This window comes from Pseudodesulfovibrio senegalensis (genome assembly GCF_008830225.1).
Lineage (GTDB): Bacteria > Desulfobacterota > Desulfovibrionia > Desulfovibrionales > Desulfovibrionaceae > Pseudodesulfovibrio > Pseudodesulfovibrio senegalensis.
The window spans coordinates 176633-196737 of sequence record NZ_WAIE01000005.1; the positions used below are offsets into that span (position 1 = coordinate 176633).

21 protein-coding genes are annotated in these 20105 nt (G+C 54.5%); 3 read left to right on the plus strand and 18 right to left on the minus strand.

What is annotated here, in order from left to right:
• The 15 genes from fusA to F8A88_RS12420 all read right to left on the minus strand — a co-directional run bounded on the left by fusA (position 1) and on the right by F8A88_RS12420 (position 12665).
• Positions 1–2052, minus strand: coding sequence for an elongation factor G (gene fusA, locus F8A88_RS12350; RefSeq protein WP_151151468.1), 2052 nt, complete (start codon positions 2050–2052; stop codon positions 1–3).
• Between the two features lie 3 nt (positions 2053–2055).
• Positions 2056–2895 (minus strand): histidinol dehydrogenase, encoded by an 840-nt coding sequence (locus F8A88_RS12355; RefSeq protein WP_151151469.1) that lies wholly within the window; start codon positions 2893–2895, stop codon positions 2056–2058.
• A 48-nt stretch (positions 2896–2943) separates the two neighbouring features.
• A complete protein-coding gene (locus F8A88_RS12360) occupies positions 2944–3675 on the minus strand; it encodes an outer membrane protein assembly factor BamD (protein ID WP_151151470.1) in 732 nt (243 codons plus the stop codon).
• A 14-nt stretch (positions 3676–3689) separates the two neighbouring features.
• Positions 3690–4610: a thioredoxin-disulfide reductase gene (gene trxB, locus F8A88_RS12365; protein ID WP_151151471.1), complete on the minus strand. Its 921-nt coding sequence runs from the start codon at positions 4608–4610 to the stop codon at positions 3690–3692.
• A 1-nt stretch (position 4611) separates the two neighbouring features.
• Positions 4612–4932 carry a thioredoxin gene (gene trxA, locus F8A88_RS12370; RefSeq protein ID WP_151151472.1) on the minus strand — a complete coding sequence of 107 codons (321 nt, stop codon included), beginning with the start codon at positions 4930–4932 and terminating at the stop codon, positions 4612–4614.
• A 152-nt stretch (positions 4933–5084) separates the two neighbouring features.
• The gene (gene tsaD, locus F8A88_RS12375; protein WP_151151473.1) at positions 5085–6173 is read right to left on the minus strand and encodes a tRNA (adenosine(37)-N6)-threonylcarbamoyltransferase complex transferase subunit TsaD; all 1089 of its coding nucleotides are present in this window, start codon (positions 6171–6173) and stop codon (positions 5085–5087) included.
• Complete coding sequence (gene fbp, locus F8A88_RS12380) at positions 6173–7198, minus strand: class 1 fructose-bisphosphatase (protein WP_151151474.1); 1026 nt, start codon at positions 7196–7198, stop codon at positions 6173–6175. The genes tsaD and fbp overlap by 1 nt, the downstream gene beginning before the upstream one ends.
• A 59-nt stretch (positions 7199–7257) precedes the next feature.
• Positions 7258–8022 (minus strand): hypothetical protein, encoded by a 765-nt coding sequence (locus tag F8A88_RS12385; protein WP_151151475.1) that lies wholly within the window; start codon positions 8020–8022, stop codon positions 7258–7260.
• Between the two features lie 62 nt (positions 8023–8084).
• A complete protein-coding gene (locus tag F8A88_RS12390) occupies positions 8085–8894 on the minus strand; it encodes a tetratricopeptide repeat protein (RefSeq protein ID WP_151151476.1) in 810 nt (269 codons plus the stop codon).
• Positions 8878–9180, minus strand: coding sequence for an FtsB family cell division protein (locus F8A88_RS12395; RefSeq protein WP_421958113.1), 303 nt, complete (start codon positions 9178–9180; stop codon positions 8878–8880). Before F8A88_RS12395 ends, F8A88_RS12390 begins: the two co-directional genes overlap by 17 nt.
• Positions 9181–9209: 29 nt before the next feature.
• Positions 9210–9488 (minus strand): hypothetical protein, encoded by a 279-nt coding sequence (locus F8A88_RS12400; RefSeq protein ID WP_151151477.1) that lies wholly within the window; start codon positions 9486–9488, stop codon positions 9210–9212.
• Between the two features lie 16 nt (positions 9489–9504).
• Positions 9505–10089 carry a CDP-diacylglycerol--glycerol-3-phosphate 3-phosphatidyltransferase gene (gene pgsA, locus F8A88_RS12405; protein ID WP_151151478.1) on the minus strand — a complete coding sequence of 195 codons (585 nt, stop codon included), beginning with the start codon at positions 10087–10089 and terminating at the stop codon, positions 9505–9507.
• A gap of 6 nt (positions 10090–10095) precedes the next feature.
• A complete protein-coding gene (locus F8A88_RS12410; RefSeq protein ID WP_151151479.1) occupies positions 10096–10986 on the minus strand; it encodes an Mrp/NBP35 family ATP-binding protein in 891 nt (296 codons plus the stop codon).
• A 46-nt stretch (positions 10987–11032) separates the two neighbouring features.
• On the minus strand, positions 11033–11899 hold the full coding sequence (locus tag F8A88_RS12415) for a DUF368 domain-containing protein (protein WP_206666408.1): 867 nt from the start codon (positions 11897–11899) through the stop codon (positions 11033–11035).
• A 100-nt stretch (positions 11900–11999) separates the two neighbouring features.
• A complete protein-coding gene (locus F8A88_RS12420) occupies positions 12000–12665 on the minus strand; it encodes a protein-L-isoaspartate(D-aspartate) O-methyltransferase (RefSeq protein ID WP_151151481.1) in 666 nt (221 codons plus the stop codon).
• Positions 12666–12818: 153 nt separating this feature from the next.
• Between F8A88_RS12420 and F8A88_RS12425 the strand changes: the two genes are divergently transcribed.
• The 3 genes from F8A88_RS12425 (at position 12819) to F8A88_RS12435 (ending at position 15403) form a co-directional block, all read left to right on the plus strand.
• The gene (locus F8A88_RS12425; RefSeq protein ID WP_151151482.1) at positions 12819–13250 is read left to right on the plus strand and encodes a CBS domain-containing protein; all 432 of its coding nucleotides are present in this window, start codon (positions 12819–12821) and stop codon (positions 13248–13250) included.
• A 122-nt stretch (positions 13251–13372) separates the two neighbouring features.
• Positions 13373–14701: a M23 family metallopeptidase gene (locus F8A88_RS12430; RefSeq protein ID WP_151151483.1), complete on the plus strand. Its 1329-nt coding sequence runs from the start codon at positions 13373–13375 to the stop codon at positions 14699–14701.
• Between the two features lie 141 nt (positions 14702–14842).
• Complete coding sequence (locus tag F8A88_RS12435) at positions 14843–15403, plus strand: hypothetical protein (protein WP_151151484.1); 561 nt, start codon at positions 14843–14845, stop codon at positions 15401–15403.
• 69 nt (positions 15404–15472) lie between these two features.
• Here F8A88_RS12435 and lon read toward each other — a convergent pair whose 3' ends face one another.
• From lon to clpP, 3 genes are all read right to left on the minus strand, one after another.
• Complete coding sequence (gene lon, locus F8A88_RS12440) at positions 15473–17935, minus strand: endopeptidase La (RefSeq protein WP_151151485.1); 2463 nt, start codon at positions 17933–17935, stop codon at positions 15473–15475.
• Between the two features lie 145 nt (positions 17936–18080).
• Complete coding sequence (gene clpX, locus F8A88_RS12445; RefSeq protein WP_151151486.1) at positions 18081–19334, minus strand: ATP-dependent Clp protease ATP-binding subunit ClpX; 1254 nt, start codon at positions 19332–19334, stop codon at positions 18081–18083.
• A gap of 13 nt (positions 19335–19347) precedes the next feature.
• A complete protein-coding gene (gene clpP, locus F8A88_RS12450; RefSeq protein ID WP_151151487.1) occupies positions 19348–19950 on the minus strand; it encodes an ATP-dependent Clp endopeptidase proteolytic subunit ClpP in 603 nt (200 codons plus the stop codon).
• Between the last annotated feature and the right edge of the window lie 155 nt (positions 19951–20105).

The window sequence follows — 20105 nt, forward strand, 5'->3', positions numbered from 1 at the left end:
TTACTCCAGAATGTCGAAACGGGAAAACTTCATGACAAATCCGGCCCGCCCCTGAGTGGCAGAACGAAGCTCCGTTGAAAAACCGAACAATTTCCCCAGCGGCGCAAGGCCTTCAACAACCTTCTGTCCGGCTTTGTCAGTCATTCCTTCAATCTTGGCACCCTTTGCCCCCAACAAACCCACAACATCGCCGACATGTTCTTCAGGAACACCGATTTCGACCCACATGATGGGCTCGAGCAGCTTGGGTTCAGCCTCTGCAAGAGCGGAGCGGACAGCCATGGCAGCAGCCATGCGATACCCGGCTTCACTGGATTCCCCTTCCCGTTTCTGCAGATCCAACACACGAACGCGAACATCCTGCACCGGGTAGCCGCGAACAACGCCACTTTGCAGGGCATCCGTAATCCCCTCATTCACGGCATCCAACCATACCGAGGGCCACACATCCGGGTCCACGGCAAAAGAGATGTCGAGACCGGAGTCCCGCGGTGCCGGTTCCACCTCCAGAGAGACCTGCCCGTAATGCAGGGTTTCGCCCAACTCCCGGGCAAATTCCCCTTGAGCCGAAGCCTTGCAGCCCACGGTTTCCTGATAAACAACCTGTGGGCGGCCGGTTCTGGGCTCCAGCCCGTATTCGCGCTTGAGGCGCTCGCAAATGACCTCAAGATGCAATTCACCCATGCCCGAAACGATAATCTGCCCGGTATCCTCGTCCGTGCCCACTTCAAGCGTTGGGTCCTCAAGAAGATATTTCTGCAGCACTTCATCTAGCTTGTCAGCCTCTTCACTGTTTCGAGGCTCCATGGCCAAGGAAATGACCGGACGGTAATCATCAATCTCCTCAAGGACGATCCGGTTGTCCTTGAGACACAGGGTATCGCCTGTCCGGGCAAATTTCATCCCCGCAGCACCGACGATATCGCCAGCATAGGCCGCATCCAGTTTTTCCTTTCTGCCCGCGTGCAACCGAAACAGACGCGCCACGCGCTCATCCTTGCCCTGAGTCTGGTTGTAGACGGTCTCCCCGGCCGAAATGCCTCCTGAATACAACCGCATGAGCGCAAGCTTTCGCCCTGAATCGAGAGAAACCTTGAAAACCAACGCGGAAAGAGGATCAGCCCCATTCACGGAAAAAGATTTTTCCACGCCGGTCTGCGGGTCAGTTCCCACAGCGGGCGGCACATCCAGGGGGCTTGGAAGATACCTGCACACGGCATCCATAACGGGTTGCACGCCCACATTCTTGAGGGCGGAACCGCACAGGACCGGCACAATCTGCAACTGCAGCGTGCCTTTCCGGATAGCAGCACACAATTTTTCCTGAGGGATATCCTCACCTTCCAGATACAGGCCAAGCAATTCCTCATCCTGGTCGGCGGCGGCCTCCACAAGCCGTTCCCGCCAGGGAGTCAATCGCTCGACTTCCTCGGTTGTGAGTTCACGGACCTGATACTGTTCTCCCTTGGATTCGGCATCAAAAACAAAACATTGCATGGCCACGAGGTCAAAAACGCCGCGCATGTCCTGCCCTTGCCCGTCCGGATACTGCAAGGCCACGACGTTGGCTCCCAACTTGGTTCGCATGGACGCAAGCACTGCCTCGTAATCCGCGCCGAGCCTGTCCAGCTTGTTGACAAAGGCAATCTTGGGCACGTTGTAGCGCTCGCTCTGGCGCCAAACAGTTTCCGACTGAGGCTCCACTCCGCTCACGCCGCAAAATACGCCAACAGCACCATCAAGCACCCGCAGGGAACGTTCCACCTCGATGGTGAAATCAACATGACCGGGAGTATCGATTATATTGATGACCCGGCCGTCCCATTGGCAGGTGGTCACGGCAGAAGTGATGGTAATGCCCCGCTCCTGCTCCTCGGGCATGTAGTCCATGGTGGCTGTGCCGTCGTGCACTTCTCCTATGCGATGGATCTTCTTGGAATAATAAAGAATCCGCTCTGTAAGCGTGGTCTTGCCGGCATCGATATGCGCAATGATGCCGATATTCCTGAGATTCTCAAGATGACGTCGAGAAGGTTTGCCTGTTTTGCTCACTATCTACACTCCGTTTGTCCAACACACGCAATGATTGATGAAAAACGCAGGACGCAACCAAGGCCAAACCCAGCAAAATTCACTGCCGACACCAAAAACAAGGGGAAAACATCCCGCAGCTTCCTGAACATGGGAATTGTCCACAAAAGCCACGGCAGCGCAATCATCCTGCCAACGGCCCAGACCCGGCTGAACCGAGTCGTCCTCCGGCACAGGCATATCACCATATACGCGCAAGGCCAATGACGGATGCGCAAAACGCAGCAGCGAAATATCCGGAAAAACATCCGATCCGGCCACGATAACGCCGTCACCATGGGCAGGCAGAAACACGGGGCGCAACGCTTCGTCGACTTCCGCATCAACATCACCGAGCAACACCAACCGCCCCTGCCCGCAACCTGCAGCCATATGGGAAAGAAGTTGCTGCATCCGGTCACACGGCATCTCGCCGACCAATTCAACGCCGGCCAATTCCAAGGCCACCAACAGCGAATCTGGCCATGGTGATTGCTCGTCACGGACCACCAGAATTTCTCGCACTCCCGCGGCTATGGCGGGAATTATGGCGGCCAGCAGTCTGGCCGGTGAATCAAGGTCTGCCCCGCAGACAAAAACAGTCCAGTCGGCTGGGCTCCGCTCCTCTCCGGCGGTCCAGCCGTCCTTACCGATTCTTTCACGTGAGGACGCGACGAACCGCTCTGGGCAGGACCAGTCCCACAGGCGTGAAATCAGGGTTTTGAGAATGGCACGTTTTTCGTCGGCAACAGCCGCGTACGCGCTGCCAAAACGTTCATCGTCAACAAGGTGGGATTCAACCCAGGAGGGGATGCATTCGTTCATGAGCCGTCCATAAGTGAAAGGCGGCCTCCGGGGCCGCCTTTCAAAATGTTACAGCCAATTCTTGAGCCATAGCAACCAGCTTTCCTGAATGCGCATGCGCTCTTCGTCGGCCAAGGTCTTCTGATATTCGAAGTAGGCGTATTCCGCTCTTCGCCGGGCGTAGTCCCGCAAGTCCGGCACGTCCGCGAAGTTCTCCACGACGTACTTGTAGCGATTCCACGCAGGGCCGTATCTATCCGTACGCCAATAGAAGTCGGCAACGTACAACTCGTGCTCCGCCAGAATCCGACGGCTCTTGAGAATGTAGTCGCGAGCCTGTGCGGCATATTCGGAGTCAGGAAAGGACTGCTCCACGCGGTAGAAATACTCCAAGCCTTCCTTGATGTTGTCCTGCCTGCGGTCAATGCCCTTGAACATGTTGAAATTGGACATCCCTACCTGAAACAGGACATAGGGTATATTCTCGTTGGAAGGATGCATGGCCTCGAATTCCTTGTAGGCATCAAGGGCTTCAAGATATTTTTTGTCAAGGTAGTAAGCGTCAGCAAGGGCTATTTCCCCTTTCAGGGAATAGGGGCTGAACGGGAACTTGTCCTTGAGCTTAACAAAGTAATCCTGAGCATTCAGGTAGTCCTTGTCCTTCATGGCATCCATGCCGGCTTCCCAGAGTTCCTGAGCGGTATCTTCCGGGGGCGGCAAAAAGTAGTAATCGATAAATCCGCAACCGGATGCACCGGCCACCACAAGAAAAAGCACTATGGCTGCTGCAAATTGCCTCAAATCAACCTCAAGCGTTATTCGGACAGTTGTTCCAGATATGCAAACGCGGATGTGGCTGCAGTGGCTCCATCACCTACCGCAGTGGCCACCTGTCGGCACAATTTGGCACGAATATCTCCGGCCGCAAAAATACCGGGCACATTGGTCCGCATCTCCACGTCCGTGACGATTCCGTTGGATTCCATCTCCACCTCGCCGGGAACAAAGTTCACCACAGGTTCGAAGCCGACAAAGATGAAAACTCCATCCACTTCAAGGCTGGATTTCTCTCCGGTCTTGGTGTTGGACAAAGCGAGGGATTCAACGTCTTCCGCCCCCACGATTTCATCAACGACCGTGCTACGCAGGATTTCAATCTTGTCGTTGGTAAAACATTTGTCCTGATAACAGAGCGCACCCCGAAAATCATCGCGCCGATGGATGAGATAGAGCTTCTTGACCAGGCGAGCCAGATACAAGGCTTCCTCAAGGGCCGAATTGCCCCCGCCCACAACAGCGACGGTGCGATCCCTGAAGAAGTTGCCGTCGCAGAGAGCGCAGTACGATACGCCGCGACCCACAAGACGTTGCTCCCCCGGTATGCCGAGGTTGCGATAGCGGGCACCGGTTGCAAGCACAATGCTCTTGGCTCCCACGACCTGATCCCCCACCTCAATCTCATGGACGGGATTGCCCACACGAATCTCGCGGACCTCATCCATGATCTTGTCATGGGGATACAGATCAAGATGGGCAGCGAGCTTGTCGGCAAGCTCGTACCCTTTCAGCGGCTCCGGAAAACCGGGATAATTCTCGATTTCCTCGGTCATCAGGACCTGTCCGCCCGGGGCCATCTTTTCAATCATGAGCACCTTGACCCCGGCCCGCAAAAGATAAAGGGCAGCCGTCATTCCTGCCGGCCCGCCCCCTATGACAACAGCGTCGTATGTATTCATCTTACAGAGCTTTCTTCTCGATCATTTCCTTGATGCTGCTCTTGGACACAGCGCCGGTGCTTTGATCCAAGACCTCTCCGTCCTTAAACAGAATCAGGGTGGGGATGGCACGGATGCCATACTTCCCGGGAGTAGCGGAACTTTCGTCCACATTCATCTTGAGAATCTTCACTTTGCCTTCGTATTCTGCGGAAAGCTCGTCAATGACAGGTCCCATGGCACGACACGGGCCACACCAGGGTGCCCAGAAATCAATCAAGACGGGGATATCGCTATTCAAAACTTCAGCTTCAAAGTTGCTGTCAGTCACTTGCGTAGCCATGCGCATTCTCCTTGTAGCAATAAGATTCGGCGGTTCAAACCGCCACTGCATCCGGTGTTTCGCCCAACAGGACGGTCCGAACGCTTACAATCAACCAAGTTACTAAAAATAGTGTCGCCCATTCATACTGTCAAGGCGAACACCTGCATTTGTCAACCGGCTTTTCGAGTATGCCAGTCCATAGGCACTACCCGTCCTCTCGGCACGGCCTCGAGATTCAGATCATGCTGCAACCCCAATTCGGCCATAAGCCAACCAGAGTAGGCTATCATGGAGGCGTTATCCGTGCAAAGGGCTGGACCGGGCAAAACCAAATCGAGTCCATATCGCTGCGCCAAATCGGCCATGGTTTCACGGATCATGGTGTTTGCTGCGACTCCCCCTGCAACCACCAGGCCCTTCATGTGACCCGTTTTTTTCAATGCCCGCTCCACTTTGATGCGCAACGTATCCGCAACACTCCAGTTGAAGGAAGCGCAAATCCGCGCAACATGCTCACGGGCATCCGGTAAAAGCGCGCCCAAAGCCGATGCTCCATCAACATCGTCCATGCGGGGCAACACGACCTCGGGATGTTTCTGCACGTGGACCGCTACGGCCGTCTTCAACCCGCTGAAACTGAAATCAAGGCTGGGATTGTCGATGAACGCTCGTGGAAAAAGTTTTCTGTCCGGTTCGGTCTCTTGGGCCAATTCATCCACGTGCTTTCCCCCGGGATATGGGAAATTCAATGTCTTGGCGACCTTATCAAAGGCTTCACCTGCCGCGTCATCCAGAGTCTTGCCCAACAGCTCGAACTCCACGGGCGAATCGATGCGATAGGTATGTGTATGCCCTCCTGAAACGAGCAACCCCAAGGCCGGAAACGGCAGAGAACGCTCCAAGCCAGGGGCAAGCAGGTGTGCCCAGAGATGATTGACCCCGACGAGACGGGCATTGCAGGACAAGCTCAACGCCTTGGCAAAACTCACGCCGATGAGCAGTGCTCCAAGCAACCCCGGGCCACGGGCAACAGCCACGGCATCAATATCTTCAGGCGCATGGCCGCTCTCTTCCATAAGCTCGCGAAACAGGGTGGGCAGCACGCGCAAATGCTCACGGGAGGCTATCTCAGGAACCACGCCGCCAAAGACTGCGTGCACATCAATTTGCGTGGCTAGCTTCTGCCCCACAAGGCGACCGTCACGAACAAGAGCGACGGCTGTTTCATCGCAGGAAGTTTCAATACCAAGACACAGCATCAGAGACCGGGCGAATTATATTTTGCATAGATCTGCTGCACCTTTTTCACGTCATCACGTGAACCGATGAACAGGGGAACGCGCTGATGCAGATGATCGGGATCTATCTCCAAAATGCGTTTATGGCCGTCGATGGCCATGCCGCCGGCCTGCTCCACGAGCATGGCCATAGGGTTGGCCTCGCACAAAAGACGCAGTTTGCCAGCTGGTTTTTTGGGGTCCCGCAGGTCTGCCGGATACAGGAAAATTCCGCCATACAAAAGGTTGCGATGAAAATCAGCGACCAGCGACCCGATGTAACGGGCGCTGTACGGCTTTTTATGATTATTCTCCGACGACTTGAAATAATTGACCACTTCCCGCGTGGGCTCATCCCAATACTGGGAGTAGCCCTCGTTGACGGAGTATATTTTGCCCTGCTCGGGAATGCGGATATTGGGATGAGACAAAAGGAATTCTCCCACCCCCGGGTCCAGCGTAAAGCCGTGGACACCGGTTCCCGTGGTAAACACGAGCATGGTGGACGAACCGTACAGGATGTATCCGGCAGCCACCTGCTCAACGCCCGGCTGGAGAACGTCCGAAGTCATGAGTGGTTCCGACGACGGGCTCACCCGGCGATAAATGGAAAAAATGGTTCCGATGTTGACGTTCACGTCAATGTTGGAAGACCCGTCCAAAGGATCAAAAATGATAATGTAGCCGCCCTGGGGCAGGCCGTGAGGAATTTCGATGATATCGGCATTTTCTTCGGAGGCCATGGCACAGAGGACACCGGACCGGGCCAAACGATGGATGAGAATCCGGTTGGCGTACTCGTCCAGTTTTTTGACCTCTTCGCCCTGCACGTTGGTGTCTCCGGTAAAACCAAGAACGTCAACAAGGCCGGCCTTGTTGACCTGACGTGAAATGATTTTCGCGGAAAGGACGATTTCATTGAACAACCGGGTGAATTGACCGGTGGCCTTTGGCACCATGTTCTGGTGCAGGATGATGTGTTCGGTAACCGTAACTTGTTGTGGCAACGCCTTCTCCTTGGGCAATCACGCCGTGCTCACGACGCAAGGGAACCATACGGTTCCTGCTAGTAATCGGGGTCAACGCTCTTGGTGGCGTATACGTATTCGTCTTCGCCGATAAACCGTGCAAGCCAAGTATAGTAGGTATCGCCCACCTTGACCTGTCCAGTGACGTCGTCTTCCAGCAATTCTTCCCACGGCTGGTCAAGAATTCCGGCCTCATCCACCTCAGCACCAGAGTTCCATACGCCGCCGCCAGGATGAATTATGATCAATTCCTCAGGGTTCGGGCTGAAGCGAATCACTGTTCGGGGGTCAAAACCGGCCACAATCAGCCCCTTGAAATCCGTATCCTCGAAATATGGTGTTCCCACATACAGTTCGGGGCCCAGTTCCGGGTAATCCGCCACGGTTTCAAGAAAAATCTTTCGCCATTGACCGATAAAAACCAGTGGTTTGCTGAACCGTTTAAGGGGAACGGCCGGACGCTGGTCCAAAATGTTACCTTCAGCATCCGTGTAAAAAGCGCGATCCAGCCAGGGGAAACGGGCCATGAGCAGGCTGAACCACTCGTCATCAGGCACCGTATCCCGGTCGGCGATGAACCGAGTCAATTGCAGAAGGGGCGCGTCCACAGGTGTAATAAGACGAGCCAATTTCTCAAAATTGGGGTCATCAAGCCTGTACGCATCCGTATCTATCTCCGCCTCAGGGTCTACATACTCGCGAACCGGCTCCCACTGACTCTTGATGTAGCGGCCGGTCCGGGTCCAGGTATGACACCCGGTCAGCAGAACAAGAAGCAACAGCAAAGAAAAAAACCGTGTCATGTACTATCAAATCCTATATCAGCCGCAAAAAACGCGACTGTGAGTTATCATAAAAACGGATGTCAGGACCGGACCCGGGCCTCAAAACGGGCAGCCAACGTTTCCAGCGTTCCGATAAGCCGGTTCTTGGCATGAACCCCGAACGGGTCTTCCGATTCGGAAGATTCAGGGGCTTCTGTCGCATGACCACGCAATTCGTCGAGCCGTCCCTGCAAAATGGGATGTTCCTCGACCGGACGACTTTTCAACAATTCTTCATATATGGCAATTGCACCTGACACATCTCCCTGCGAGGCAAGAAGATCGGCCATCGTGCGTGTTCGCAGGTTTCCGGATTTGCCATCCACAGCTCCGGCAGAATCTGCGCCCTGCTCATTTTCCTGACCAAAGGCATCCCGGGCCAACACGCGCAGCGGAGCCGGTCGGGACGCGGCCTTGCTCGGAGCCGGAAGCGGTTCTCCCACAAGCCTATCCGAAAGCGAGGACATGCCCTCAAAGACGACATCGGTCCAGCCGATCTCCTCGCCGGAGAGATTGGAGGCTACCAGCATCAAAAAAACGGCTACGTCACGCCTGTCTTCAGGCAGGCTCTTGGCCCACGCCCGCCAGAAGGCAGGATATGAGGAAAGCGGCGCGACAACGCGTTCAAGATGATCATGGACTTCATTCTCCCGTCCGAGGTCCGACAGGACCTGCACCAGAAGCATTCTCGCCTCGAGAAAGTCGGGATGTCTGTCCAGCCCCTGCACAAGCGTGACAACGGCGTCTTCCAAATGCCCGGTGTCCACAAACAATTGAGCCAGCGGGAAGAAAACCTTCGAGCCGGGTTCAAGGGACAAGACCTCCTGATACCACTCAATTTTCTTGTCCATCCACTTCATCTCCAATGCTTGCGTCACCGTTTTCCGGGAAAAGATAAAGAATCTCGTCTTTTTTTACGAAATTCATCCGGTCGCGAATGATTTTTTCCTGATAGGCCCTGTCGCTTTTCAGTCGAATGATCTCCTTGCTCAAGTCAAGGCTTCTGGCGTCCAGGTCTTCGATCTGCCGTTGCAGAACCTCATGACGATCCTTAAGTTCCAGATAAGCGAACAACCCCTGTCCGCTCCAGATCAACCGACAAAACAAAAAAAGATTGATAAGGATCAGCAAAGCCAACAGAACGCGCTTTCCTATCATCGGACCTCTCACTGCAGTCGCCGGCCCGGGCCGTCTTCACCATCGCCGCCAGCCAAAGGCCCCTTCAATTCTTCAAGGAAATTGGCTGTGGCCTGCTCAATACGGCACACGTCCTCTTCGCTCACTTCCACCTTATCCAATTTTTCAAGAAACGACTTCAGCACCGCAAATTCGTCAAGCAAAGAACTGCCCAGCTCAAGCTTCTCAAGCTCGGGCTCAAGTTCCAGTATGGTCTGGAGGCAGTTCGCAATGCGAACCATATGGCTAGCGGCGCCGCTTTGGGTCATGACTCACTCCGTCGCTTCAACATTCCTCATTCATTAACCAATTTTTGTAGAAATTGTACAGATAATTTCCCCCGGAGAAAACCGTGAGCAACAGGGCCACGTACAAAAGCACCTGTCCCACCAGCGCCATGCTGATACCAAACAGCGGATAATGCCACAGCAGGGGAGCAAGGCAAAGACTCTGCACAATGGTCTTGAGCTTGCCGAAACGATCTGCGGCAATGACGTCGCCCTTTTCCGCGGCAATGGCACGCATTCCGGTAACCACGATCTCACGGGCCACAATGATGATGACCACCCACGCGGGAACGCGCCACTCCGCGCCCATACGAACCAACATGATCAGTACGGAACAGATGAGCAGCTTGTCCGCAAGCGGATCGAGGAATTTCCCCAGATTGGTAATGAGATTCTGCTGCCGGGCGATCATGCCGTCGAACATATCCGTGGCCGAAGCCAGCATGAAAACGATGGCGGCCAGATAGGAGCCAAAACGCCAGTGCAGAAACAGTTCAAGGTACAACAGCCCCACGATGATGGGAGCAGCAAATATGCGCGTTAACGTCAACGTATTGGGTAAATTCAATATTTCCCGTTTCATAATAACCTAGCCGTGCGTTGTGGCCGCCGCCTCGAGACTGCTGTGCGCAGCTTCGGCAACCTTGTCGCTCAATTTGAGAAACGCATCCTTTGCAAAGGACTCTTCATCGAGAAGCACCACGGGTGTTCCCATGTCGCCGGCAATGACCGTGGCCGGATCAAGGGGAATCTCGCCCAGAAACTCCAGACCGTACTTGTCGGCAAGATCGCGTCCACCACCCTTCTTGAAAAGATCTATGGACTTGTGACAGTGCGGGCACACAAGACCGCTCATGTTCTCCACAACGCCGAGGATGTTGGCGTTGGCGTACTGGAGGAAGTTGATGGACTTGCGCACATCGGACAGAGAGACTTCCTGCGGGGTGGTCACAACCACGCACAAGGCATCGGGAATGGTCTTCAGAACGGTCATGGGCTCATCGCCGGTGCCCGGGGGAGAATCCACAAGCAGAAAATCCAGCTCGCCCCATTGCACGTCGGAAATGAACTGACGGATGGCCGAAGTCTTCATGGGACCGCGCCAGAGTACGGCCTGATCCGGATCCTTGAGCAACGACTCCATGGAGAGCACCGACAGATTTTCACTGTACTGCTTGGGCATCATCAGGGAGCCGCGATCAACATCAAGGATGCCATGAATGCCGAGCAGCGTCGGCACGCTGGGGCCATGAATATCCACGTCGAGAATCCCCACCTTGAAGCCGCGCGAAGCAAGGGCTGCCGCGAGGTTCACGGTAACGGAACTCTTGCCCACGCCGCCCTTGCCGCTCATGACGAATATCTTGTGCCCGATGCCCGCAAGAGTGGACGAGATCAACTCATCCTGAATCTTGAGCTTGGCATCGGTGTGTTTATCGCTACCGCCCCCGCTGGAGCAGGAGGAACAATTGGAACTCACGGTATCACCTTCATGTCCTTTAGACGTTAGTTGGCATGCGACAGTTTCACGAATGACGTGAAACGCGATCCAAAAAAAAGACGACAGCGGCTCCGAAGGCCATCAAGGCCAGCGCTGCCCACAAATCTCCGTTCAGGTCGGGAAGCACATTCTGCGCACGCAGTACGTGCTCCTTGCCCCTGACCATGACGGACTCGAGAACTTCTTTCCATGGCCACACTTTTCGCATGGCGCCAAGCATGAGCCCGGTCAGCACGCTGACCGTCGCACCATGCCAACGGCTCAGAAGATAATGCAGCAGCCGGGAAAAGACAACAATGCCTATGCAGGCCCCACCAAGAAATACGAGAATGACTTCAAGGTTGCTCCACACAAAGGGATTCTTGAGCGCAGCCGTTACAAATTCATACTTGCCGAGCATGAGCAGTATGAATGCACCGCTTATGCCGGGCAGAATCATGGCACATATGGCTATGGCCCCGCAGAGAAACAGGAACCACAATGTTTCCGGGGTATGTACGGGAATCATGCCCACCAGCGAAAACCCGGCGGCAAGCCCGACAAGACAAAATGCGGCATTGGCTGCGGTAAAACGCTCAACCTTGCGACCGACCACAATGGAGGAAGCGGCTATCAGGCCGAAAAAGAGAGACCACACGGGAACGGGATATGCGGTCATGAGATGATTCATGACCCGGGCCATGCTTACGATGGCAACCCCGATTCCCATGAGCAAAAAAAATAAAAAACGGCAATGAACGTGCTCAATGAAACCGGCAATGTCCAATCCGATCAATTTGCGGCCCCCGTTCATATCGACGGAACGGATCGCGTCAACCAACTGGTCATAGATTCCGGTTATGAAGGCAATGGTACCGCCTGAAACACCGGGGATGATGTCGGCAACACCCATGCCAAACCCTTTCAGGGAAAGTCTTGCTGCACTTGCGGCATCTTTCGGGCCGGGACTTTGCGCCCAGGCGCTTCGTATGGACAACGTGGAACGCGGCAATCTATTCTCCAGTACGTGCGTTTTCCCAGCCATGGGTGCCGACCAGATCGACGAACGTCACTCCCCCCATATCCGACTCCGAAACCACACCGCCCTGCTTTGTAACCACGACCAGCCTCTGGGAACGACGCGTCCCACCCACGGGGATGATCAACCGCCCATCATCGGACAACTGGTCCACCAGAGGTCCGGGGACTTCCGGCCCTCCGGCCGTAACGATAATCCGGTCAAACGGAGCCTCGTCCTTCCATCCCATGGTTCCATCGTCCAACTTGAGCTTGACACTGAACATGCGCATATCCACAAAGCGCTTGCGTGCAGCAAAAAACAGCTTGCGAATGCGCTCCACCGTATAGACCTCGGCTCCCATTTCAGCCAGAACCGCGGCCTGATACCCGGAGCCGGTGCCGATTTCGAGCACCTTCATTCCGGGCTGCAGCTCCAGAGCCTCGGACATAAGGGCAACAACGTAGGGCTGCGAAATGGTCTGCCCCTCGCCTATGGGCAGTGGAGCATCCGTATATGCCTTGGCCGCAAGAGCGTCCTGCACAAAGAGGTGCCGCGGCAATATGCGCATGGCGTTCAGGACGCGTTCGTCCCGAATCCCTCTCCGCTCCAGCTGTTCCCGAACCATTTTATCCCGCAATCGCTTGGGATCGACCATCAAAACTCCCTACCCTGCAATATGTTTGCAGATGCAGACCAGAAAAACGTCGCCAAGTCAACCGAATCGCACGGTCCGCCAATACCGGGTCGTTCTTGACATGCCGATACGATTGTCCAATTATATATCATCGGAAATCATTTGAGGAGAAAGCCCATGTTCAAGGTCAAGGATTGGATGTCCACCCCGGTACAATCGCTCAAAGAAAACGACTCCCTATTTGACGCCCGCGAACTCATGGACCGTTACAGAATTCGCCATGTACCCATTGTGGACATGCAGGGAAACTACGTGGGCCTGACCTCCCACCGAGACATGCTTTCGGCAACCATATCCCAACTCGCGGATCTGGATCAGGAAACCCAGCGGGAAATTGATGCCGGAATCCCTTTGCGGGAAATAATGTCCACCCAGACAGCAACGCTGGCGCCGGACGATTCCATCCGCGAAGCTGCCGAGACCCTGCTGAACAACAAGTTCGGCTGCATGCCGGTCCTGGAAGGCAGCGAACTTGTGGGAATTCTGACAGAGGCGGACTTCCTCAAATTGACCATCAATCTCATGGAAGCCCTGAACGAAAACGACTGAACAGCTTTCCTCCCACCTTCAAAGCGCTCCCGTTCGGGCGCGCTTCCGTCCTTGTGCATCATTCCATATCAGTGTAGAAATTCTCTAGACAAATCAACACGACCAACAAGGAATGCCTGCGCATGAAAAAAGAAAAGAAATCATTTCCATTCAGTATAATCATCAGCGTTCTGGTGCTGGCCGTGATGGGCGTCGGCTGCTTCATGCTCTTCCGTGACACCACACCGCCAGCCATCACCATTCAGCCCGAATCCGAAACCGTCGGCCTTGCCACAAAATTCACCGTTACGGTGCAAGACTCGTTTTCCGGCATCAAAAACGTTGAAGCCGTTCTCATCAGCGGCAACAACACCATCCCGATCTTTTCGCAAAAGCCATCAAGGACCACTCAGGAAGTCCAGGAAAACTTCACCCTCAAAAAAGGCGTGATCCCCGACGGTCCCTTCACCATCCGGGTTTCCTCCCGGGATAATTCCCTGTATCCTTTCGGCAGAGCTGGTAAAAGCAGTATTTCCAAAAGCTTCACACTGGACAGCAAGCCGCCCAAAATCTACGTGATGACCCATACGACAAACATCAATCAGGGTGGCTCGGGGCTCGTGGCCTTTGCTCTCTCAGAGAATGTGGAAAAGGCCGGCATACAGGTAGGCAAACGCTTTTTCCCGGCCTATCGACAGGCCGCCGAAGGCGACAAGAACGTATACTACTGTCTTTTCGCCATGCCCTGGGATACTCCCCCCGCCGCGTTCAAGCCTTTGATCACTGTTGCGGACAAGGCAGGCAATACCGCCTCCCGCGGTTTTCCCTACCACGCCAATGCGCGCCATTTCCGTGCGGACCGCATCAACCTGTCCGACGCATTCATGGAACGCACGGTCCCGGAGTTCAGCCGCTATGACATCGGCAACGGCAGTCCGCTTGAACAGTACCTGACCATCAACAACAAGGTTCGGACCATGAACCGCGCCCAGCTGGTTCAACTGGGACTGGATACGGCTGATGAAATACTCTGGAAAGGAGCATTCGTCCGCCTCCCCAACGCGGCCAACCGCGCCAGGTTCGCCGATCAACGCGACTATTATTACAAGGGCAAAAAGGTCGACCACCAGACACATCTCGGCATAGACCTCGCCAGCATTCGACAGGCCAAGGTTCCAGCGGCCAATGAAGGAATCGTCGTTTTTGCAGACTTCCATGGAATCTACGGCAACTGCGTGATTATCGACCACGGCCTGGGCCTTCAAACGCTCTATGCACATTTGAGCAGCATTGCAGTCGCCCAGAACGACAATGTATCCAAAGGCCAGATAATCGGCCGTACCGGCACATCCGGCCTTGCGGGAGGAGACCACCTGCACTACGGAGTCATCCTCTCCGGCACGCCGGTCCAACCCATAGAATGGTGGGACGCACACTGGATCAAAAACAACATCACTTCAAAGCTGCAATAAACCGAACAAGCTCCGAAAGGCCGGGATGACGCTGTCATCCCGGCCTTTTTTCATGCGCGACCGCCCATCCCGGAACAATATTCCCGGCCTGTTTTTTGCTTGCGATATACGATGGACTATTTTTCCCGGAGGCAAACGATAATGAACGATATCGGCACAACTTCCAATAATCTCCCGCTGCGCATGGCACGCGGACTTTCATGGAATTTCGACAAGAACGGATACGGCGTTCAGGGGCCGGAAAAGACAGAAGAAGAAAAAAAGCAGGAAACCATCAACTCCCTGCCTGTCCAAAAGGAATTGAGCGAAGAGGAAAAAGAAAAGCTCGAACAACTGAAGGACATGCTCACGCAGATGTTGGCTTCAGCGGACACGCCTCCCACACGGGAACAAAAATCCAATATTCGCAGGATCGAAAAAGAAATTGAAAACCTGACCGGCATGAAAATGTCCCAGTCCAACTCCCAGGTTCTGGACAAAATGCCGACCCAAGACAAAGACGAAGAAAAAAAGAAAAAAACGCTTTTTGCCGAATCCGAATATCTGAAACAGGTTCAACTGTCCGCGATATCGCTTCCGAAAAACTGCAGCGTTACCCAAGGAGGCGCAATGGGACAGGTCCTCGGAGCTTTTGCCAACAACACCATTGATATTTCGATAACATCGATTTCGTCACAGATACTCAAAGACATGAAAATCTAAGACGGCACCAAATACAAAAGGCCGGACAGCGCATTGCCGTCCGGCCTTTTGTTTGGCTTGTCGTCCACCCTATTGATGGGCCTGCTTGCGGTATTCGTCCTTGAGCAAACCGTTGGCCACCGGGGCCACGTTGTTCCTGCCGCAGAACAGTTTTTCCCCGCCACTGCAATCCAGAGCATGCTCCAAAACCTGATCCATGGTGCCAACGGGAATAATCTCCAAATCCTTGAGGATGGCGTTCGGCACTTCCTTCAGATCCTTCTTGTTGTCCTGAGGAATCAGTACGGTCTTGATCAGGCCGCGATGCGCCGCAAGCAACTTTTCCCTGAGACCGCCAATGGGCAACACCCTGCCGCGCAGGGTTATCTCACCAGTCATGGCCAGATCATTGCGCACAGGCACATTGAGCAATGCCGACGTGATGGCCGAGGCCAACGTGATGCCCGCACTGGGGCCGTCCTTGGGCGTGGCTCCTTCGGGAACATGCACATGGATGTCCACTTCCTGATGGAAATCGGGACGCAGGCCGAAATGATCCGAACGGGAGCGGATGTAGGACATGGCAGCCCGGGCCGACTCCTGCATGACGTCCCCGAGCTTGCCGGTGATCTGCACCTTGCCCTTGCCGGGCATGAGCGCAACCTCGACCATCAGCAACTCGCCGCCCATCTGGGTCCAGGCAAGTCCGGTGCTGACTCCCACAAGCGCCTGTTCCTCGCGTTCGCCGTAGCGATACTGCGGCACGCCAAGAAAACTGTTCAGGCTCTGTTTGCTCACGGTCACAGCCTTTTCACGATCGTCCTGTTCCACGATCTTCATAGCGGACTTGCGGCAGATGGCAGCCAGTTCGCGTTCAAGGCTTCTGACACCGGCTTCTTTGGTATAATAACGGACAATATCCATGATCGCATTGTCCGAAAGATTCAGGTTGGCATCGTTGAGCCCATGCATTTCCAACTGCTTGGGCAGCAGGAAATTGCGGGCAATTTTCAGCTTTTCGGTTTCAAGATAACCGGGCAGCCGGATGATTTCCATACGGTCCTGCAACGGCAACGGGATGGACTGCAGCGAGTTGGCCGTGGTGATGAAGAATATCTTGGAAAGATCATAATCCAGATCCAGATAGTGATCGGCAAACGCATAGTTCTGTTCCGGGTCCAACACCTCAAGCAGAGCCGAGGAAGGATCGCCTCGGAAATCCGCGCTCATCTTGTCCACTTCGTCCAGACACATGACCGGGTTGTTGAATTCGCAACGCTTGAGAGACTGGACGATCTTGCCGGGCATTGCGCCCACATAGGTTCTGCGGTGGCCGCGAATTTCGGCCTCATCACGCACGCCGCCCAACGAAAGGCGTACAAATTCCCGATCCATGGCGCGTGCTATGGAACGCGCAATGGAGGTCTTACCCACGCCCGGAGGGCCGACAAGACACAAGATAGGACCGCGCAGCTTGTCCACAAGACTTTCCACGGCCATATATTCAAGAATGCGCTCTTTGGGTTTTTCCAGTCCGTAATGGTCTTCGTCGAGCACCTTCCTGGCCTTTTCAATACTGGTATCCGTAGGCTTGATCACGCCCCAGGGAAGGTCGAGAATCCAGTCGATGTAATTGCGTACGACCGTATACTCCGCGGAACTCGGCGGGGTCTGACGCATCTTCTTGATCTCTTTCCTGACCCGATCCTTGTGCTCTTCGGACATTTCCTTGGCTTCGAGTTGTTCCTCCAACTCATGAGCCTCGGAGGCAGGATCATCCTCGCGCCCCATCTCCTTGCTGATGGCCTTCATCTGCTCGTTGAGATAGTACTCGCGCTGGTTCTTTTCCATCTGGTCCTTGACGCGACCCTTGATGCGTTTCTCGACCGATACGATCTCGATTTCACCAAGCAGAAGCTCGTAGACCTTTTCCAGCCGCTCCACCGGGTCGAACATCTCAAGAATTTCCTGCTTGCGCCGAAATTCAACCTTGAGATGCGGCATGACCGAATCAGCAAGCTGCCCCGGTTTCTTGAGCGAGGACATGGCCAAAACGGCTTCGGGAGCCAACTTCTTGTTGACCTTGCCAAATTCCTCAAGGGCTTCCTGCACAGAGCGAATCAGGGCAGCCCCTTCCGGGGTTTCTTCATCGCCCTCGTCAAGCCGTGTCACTGTTGCGCGCGGATATTCATCCTCGCCCAGCTCATAACCGAACCCCTTGGCGCCTTTTTCCCATTTGGCCCTGTACAGTCCCTCAAAAAGAACCTTGATGGTTCCATCGGGAAGCCGCAACATCTGCAAAATCTTGCTGACAGTTCCGTACTGGAAAAGATCGTCCGCTTCAGGACGTTCCTTTTCCGGATTCATCTGGGTAACCAAGAATATATGCTTGTCATAGTCCGCAATGGCCGTCTCAATGGCCTTGATGGAGGCCTCCCGGCCAACAAACAAGGGGGCAATGGACCGTGGAAACATGACAACTTCCCGCAGGGACATCATGGGAAGTTCGATATGATCCGGAGAATTTTTGCCGTCAAAACCAAAGGTCGGCATAAAGTTCCTCCCGTGTTAGCGTGAATTCGGTGTCCGCCGCAGGCGAACCGAAATGGTTCAAATTAAGTAATACCGCTGGCGGTGTTGTCAAACCCGGCAGATAAAAAAAGGACCCGGCATGCGCCGGGCCCTCTGATTACTGACACTAGGCGCTCTTTATTTCCTGATGATATATGAGCAAAGGCTCCATGCCCTTTTCGACAACAGCTGTATTGACCACGCACTCCTTCACGTTTTCCATGGAAGGCAGCTTGTACATTATGTCGAGCATGATGGTTTCAAGGACATTGCGAAGTCCACGCGCACCAGTCTTGCGCTCGATGGCCTTTTTGGCGATGGAGCGCAACGCATTCTCGGTGAAACGCAATTGGACCTTGTCCAGCTCGAAAAGCTTTTCGTACTGTGCGACAAGAGCATTCTTGGGCTCCTGAAGGATGCGCACGAGGTCGTCCTCGGTCAACTCCTCAAGGGCGGTCATGACCGGGATACGGCCCACGAATTCAGGAATCAGGCCGAACTTGATGAGGTCGTTGGGCTCGGATTGCGTCAACAAATGGCTCATCTGACAATCCTTCTTGGTCTCGACCTTGGCAGCAAAGCCCATTCCCGATCCCTGCATGCGCTGCTGGACAATCTGATCCAGACCAATGAACGCACCGCCGAGAATGAACAGGATATTCGAAGTATCCATGCGGATGAATTCCTGCTGCGGATGCTTGCGCCCCCCCTTGGGAGGAATGCTCGCTTCCGTGCCCTCGATGATCTTGAGCAGGGCCTGCTGAACGCCTTCACCCGAAACGTCGCGTGTGATGGACGGGCTGTCCCCTTTGCGGGCGATCTTGTCGATCTCATCGATGTAGATAATACCACGGCAGGCCGAATCAATGTCGTAGTCCGCATTCTGCAGCAACTGCACGAGAATGTTCTCCACATCCTCGCCCACGTATCCGGCCTCGGTCAGCGTAGTGGCGTCCGCAATGGCAAACGGCACCTTGAGCACCCGGGCCAGAGTCTGGGCCAACAGGGTCTTGCCCGATCCGGTGGGGCCGACGAGCAAGATATTGCTCTTGTCGATCTCCACATCGTCCTGTCCGCTGCTTGCCTGCGAGTAGAAAATACGCTTGTAGTGCGTATACACGGCCACGGAAAGAATCTTCTTGGGATGTTCCTGGCCGATGACATACTCGTCAAGCAGAGCCTTGATTTCTTCCGGTGGCAACAGGCGGCCGTCCTCGAACTCCTCGTTCACGGTCTCCTGCGCCATTATGTCGTTGCACAGGCCTACGCATTCGTCACAGATGTACACATCCGGTCCGGCTATGAGGCGCTGCACTTCCGCCTGTTTCTTTCCGCAGAAAGAACAGCACAATTCCGAAGTCAACGTCTTTTCATTGGACATACTTTTTCAACCCTTAATCCTTGTCCACGACATCGTCTCTGGACTCCATGACCTTGTCCACGATGCCATACTTCACGGCCTCTTTCGATCCCATGAAGAAATCGCGTTCCGTATCTTTCTCTATCTTGGATACCTTCTGCCCGGTATGCTTGACCAGTATATTATTCAGTGCTTCACGCTGGCGCAGGATTTCCTTGGCATGGATGCTTATGTCCGTGGCCTGCCCCTGCGTGCCACCCAGCGGCTGGTGAATCATGATCCTGCTGTGCGGCAAGGCATACCGCATTCCAGCCTCGCCTGCCGCGAGCAGCAAGGCGCCCATGCTGGCCGCCTGTCCGAGGCACAAGGTGGCTACGGGGGCGGATATGTACTGCATGGTGTCGTATATGGCCAGACCGGCAGTGACCACACCACCCGGAGAATTGATATACATGTAAATTTCCTTTTCCGGGTCCTCGGACTCCAGAAAAAGCAGCTGGGCGCAAATCAGACTCGAAATGTGATCATCAATGGCACTGCCAAGAAGAATGATCCTATCTTTGAGCAGTCTTGAATAAATGTCATACGCGCGTTCGCTGCGCCCGGTCGTTTCAATGACCATGGGGATAGCGGTCATCCGTATCTCCTTACAGTTGCTAGATGTGGTTACAGGGCCGAAACCGTCCGAAACATGAACGTCCGGAAAAAGAATATCACCCGGAAAGACCGGGAATCCCTTTGCGGCCCATTGCCAGTATGGAGCATTTCCCCCGCCAAAACAAGGGAAAGTTC

Bases quoted from the DNA above. Each gene is read 5' to 3' on its own strand.
- F8A88_RS12390 (WP_151151476.1), bottom strand. From the start codon at position 8,894: ATGGACAAGAAAATTGAGTGGTATCAGGAGGTCTTGTCCCTTGAACCC.
- pgsA (WP_151151478.1), bottom strand. From the start codon at position 10,089: ATGAAACGGGAAATATTGAATTTACCCAATACGTTGACGTTAACGCGC.
- trxA (WP_151151472.1), bottom strand. From the start codon at position 4,932: ATGGCTACGCAAGTGACTGACAGCAACTTTGAAGCTGAAGTTTTGAAT.
- F8A88_RS12400 (WP_151151477.1), bottom strand. From the start codon at position 9,488: ATGACCCAAAGCGGCGCCGCTAGCCATATGGTTCGCATTGCGAACTGC.
- clpP (WP_151151487.1), bottom strand. From the start codon at position 19,950: ATGACCGCTATCCCCATGGTCATTGAAACGACCGGGCGCAGCGAACGC.
- trxB (WP_151151471.1), bottom strand. From the start codon at position 4,610: ATGAATACATACGACGCTGTTGTCATAGGGGGCGGGCCGGCAGGAATG.
- lon (WP_151151485.1), bottom strand. From the start codon at position 17,935: ATGCCGACCTTTGGTTTTGACGGCAAAAATTCTCCGGATCATATCGAA.
- tsaD (WP_151151473.1), bottom strand. From the start codon at position 6,173: ATGCTGTGTCTTGGTATTGAAACTTCCTGCGATGAAACAGCCGTCGCT.
- F8A88_RS12355 (WP_151151469.1), bottom strand. From the start codon at position 2,895: ATGAACGAATGCATCCCCTCCTGGGTTGAATCCCACCTTGTTGACGAT.
- F8A88_RS12385 (WP_151151475.1), bottom strand. From the start codon at position 8,022: ATGACACGGTTTTTTTCTTTGCTGTTGCTTCTTGTTCTGCTGACCGGG.
- F8A88_RS12430 (WP_151151483.1), top strand. From the start codon at position 13,373: ATGAAAAAAGAAAAGAAATCATTTCCATTCAGTATAATCATCAGCGTT.
- F8A88_RS12425 (WP_151151482.1), top strand. From the start codon at position 12,819: ATGTTCAAGGTCAAGGATTGGATGTCCACCCCGGTACAATCGCTCAAA.
- F8A88_RS12415 (WP_206666408.1), bottom strand. From the start codon at position 11,899: ATGGGTGTTGCCGACATCATCCCCGGTGTTTCAGGCGGTACCATTGCC.
- clpX (WP_151151486.1), bottom strand. From the start codon at position 19,334: ATGTCCAATGAAAAGACGTTGACTTCGGAATTGTGCTGTTCTTTCTGC.
- F8A88_RS12435 (WP_151151484.1), top strand. From the start codon at position 14,843: ATGAACGATATCGGCACAACTTCCAATAATCTCCCGCTGCGCATGGCA.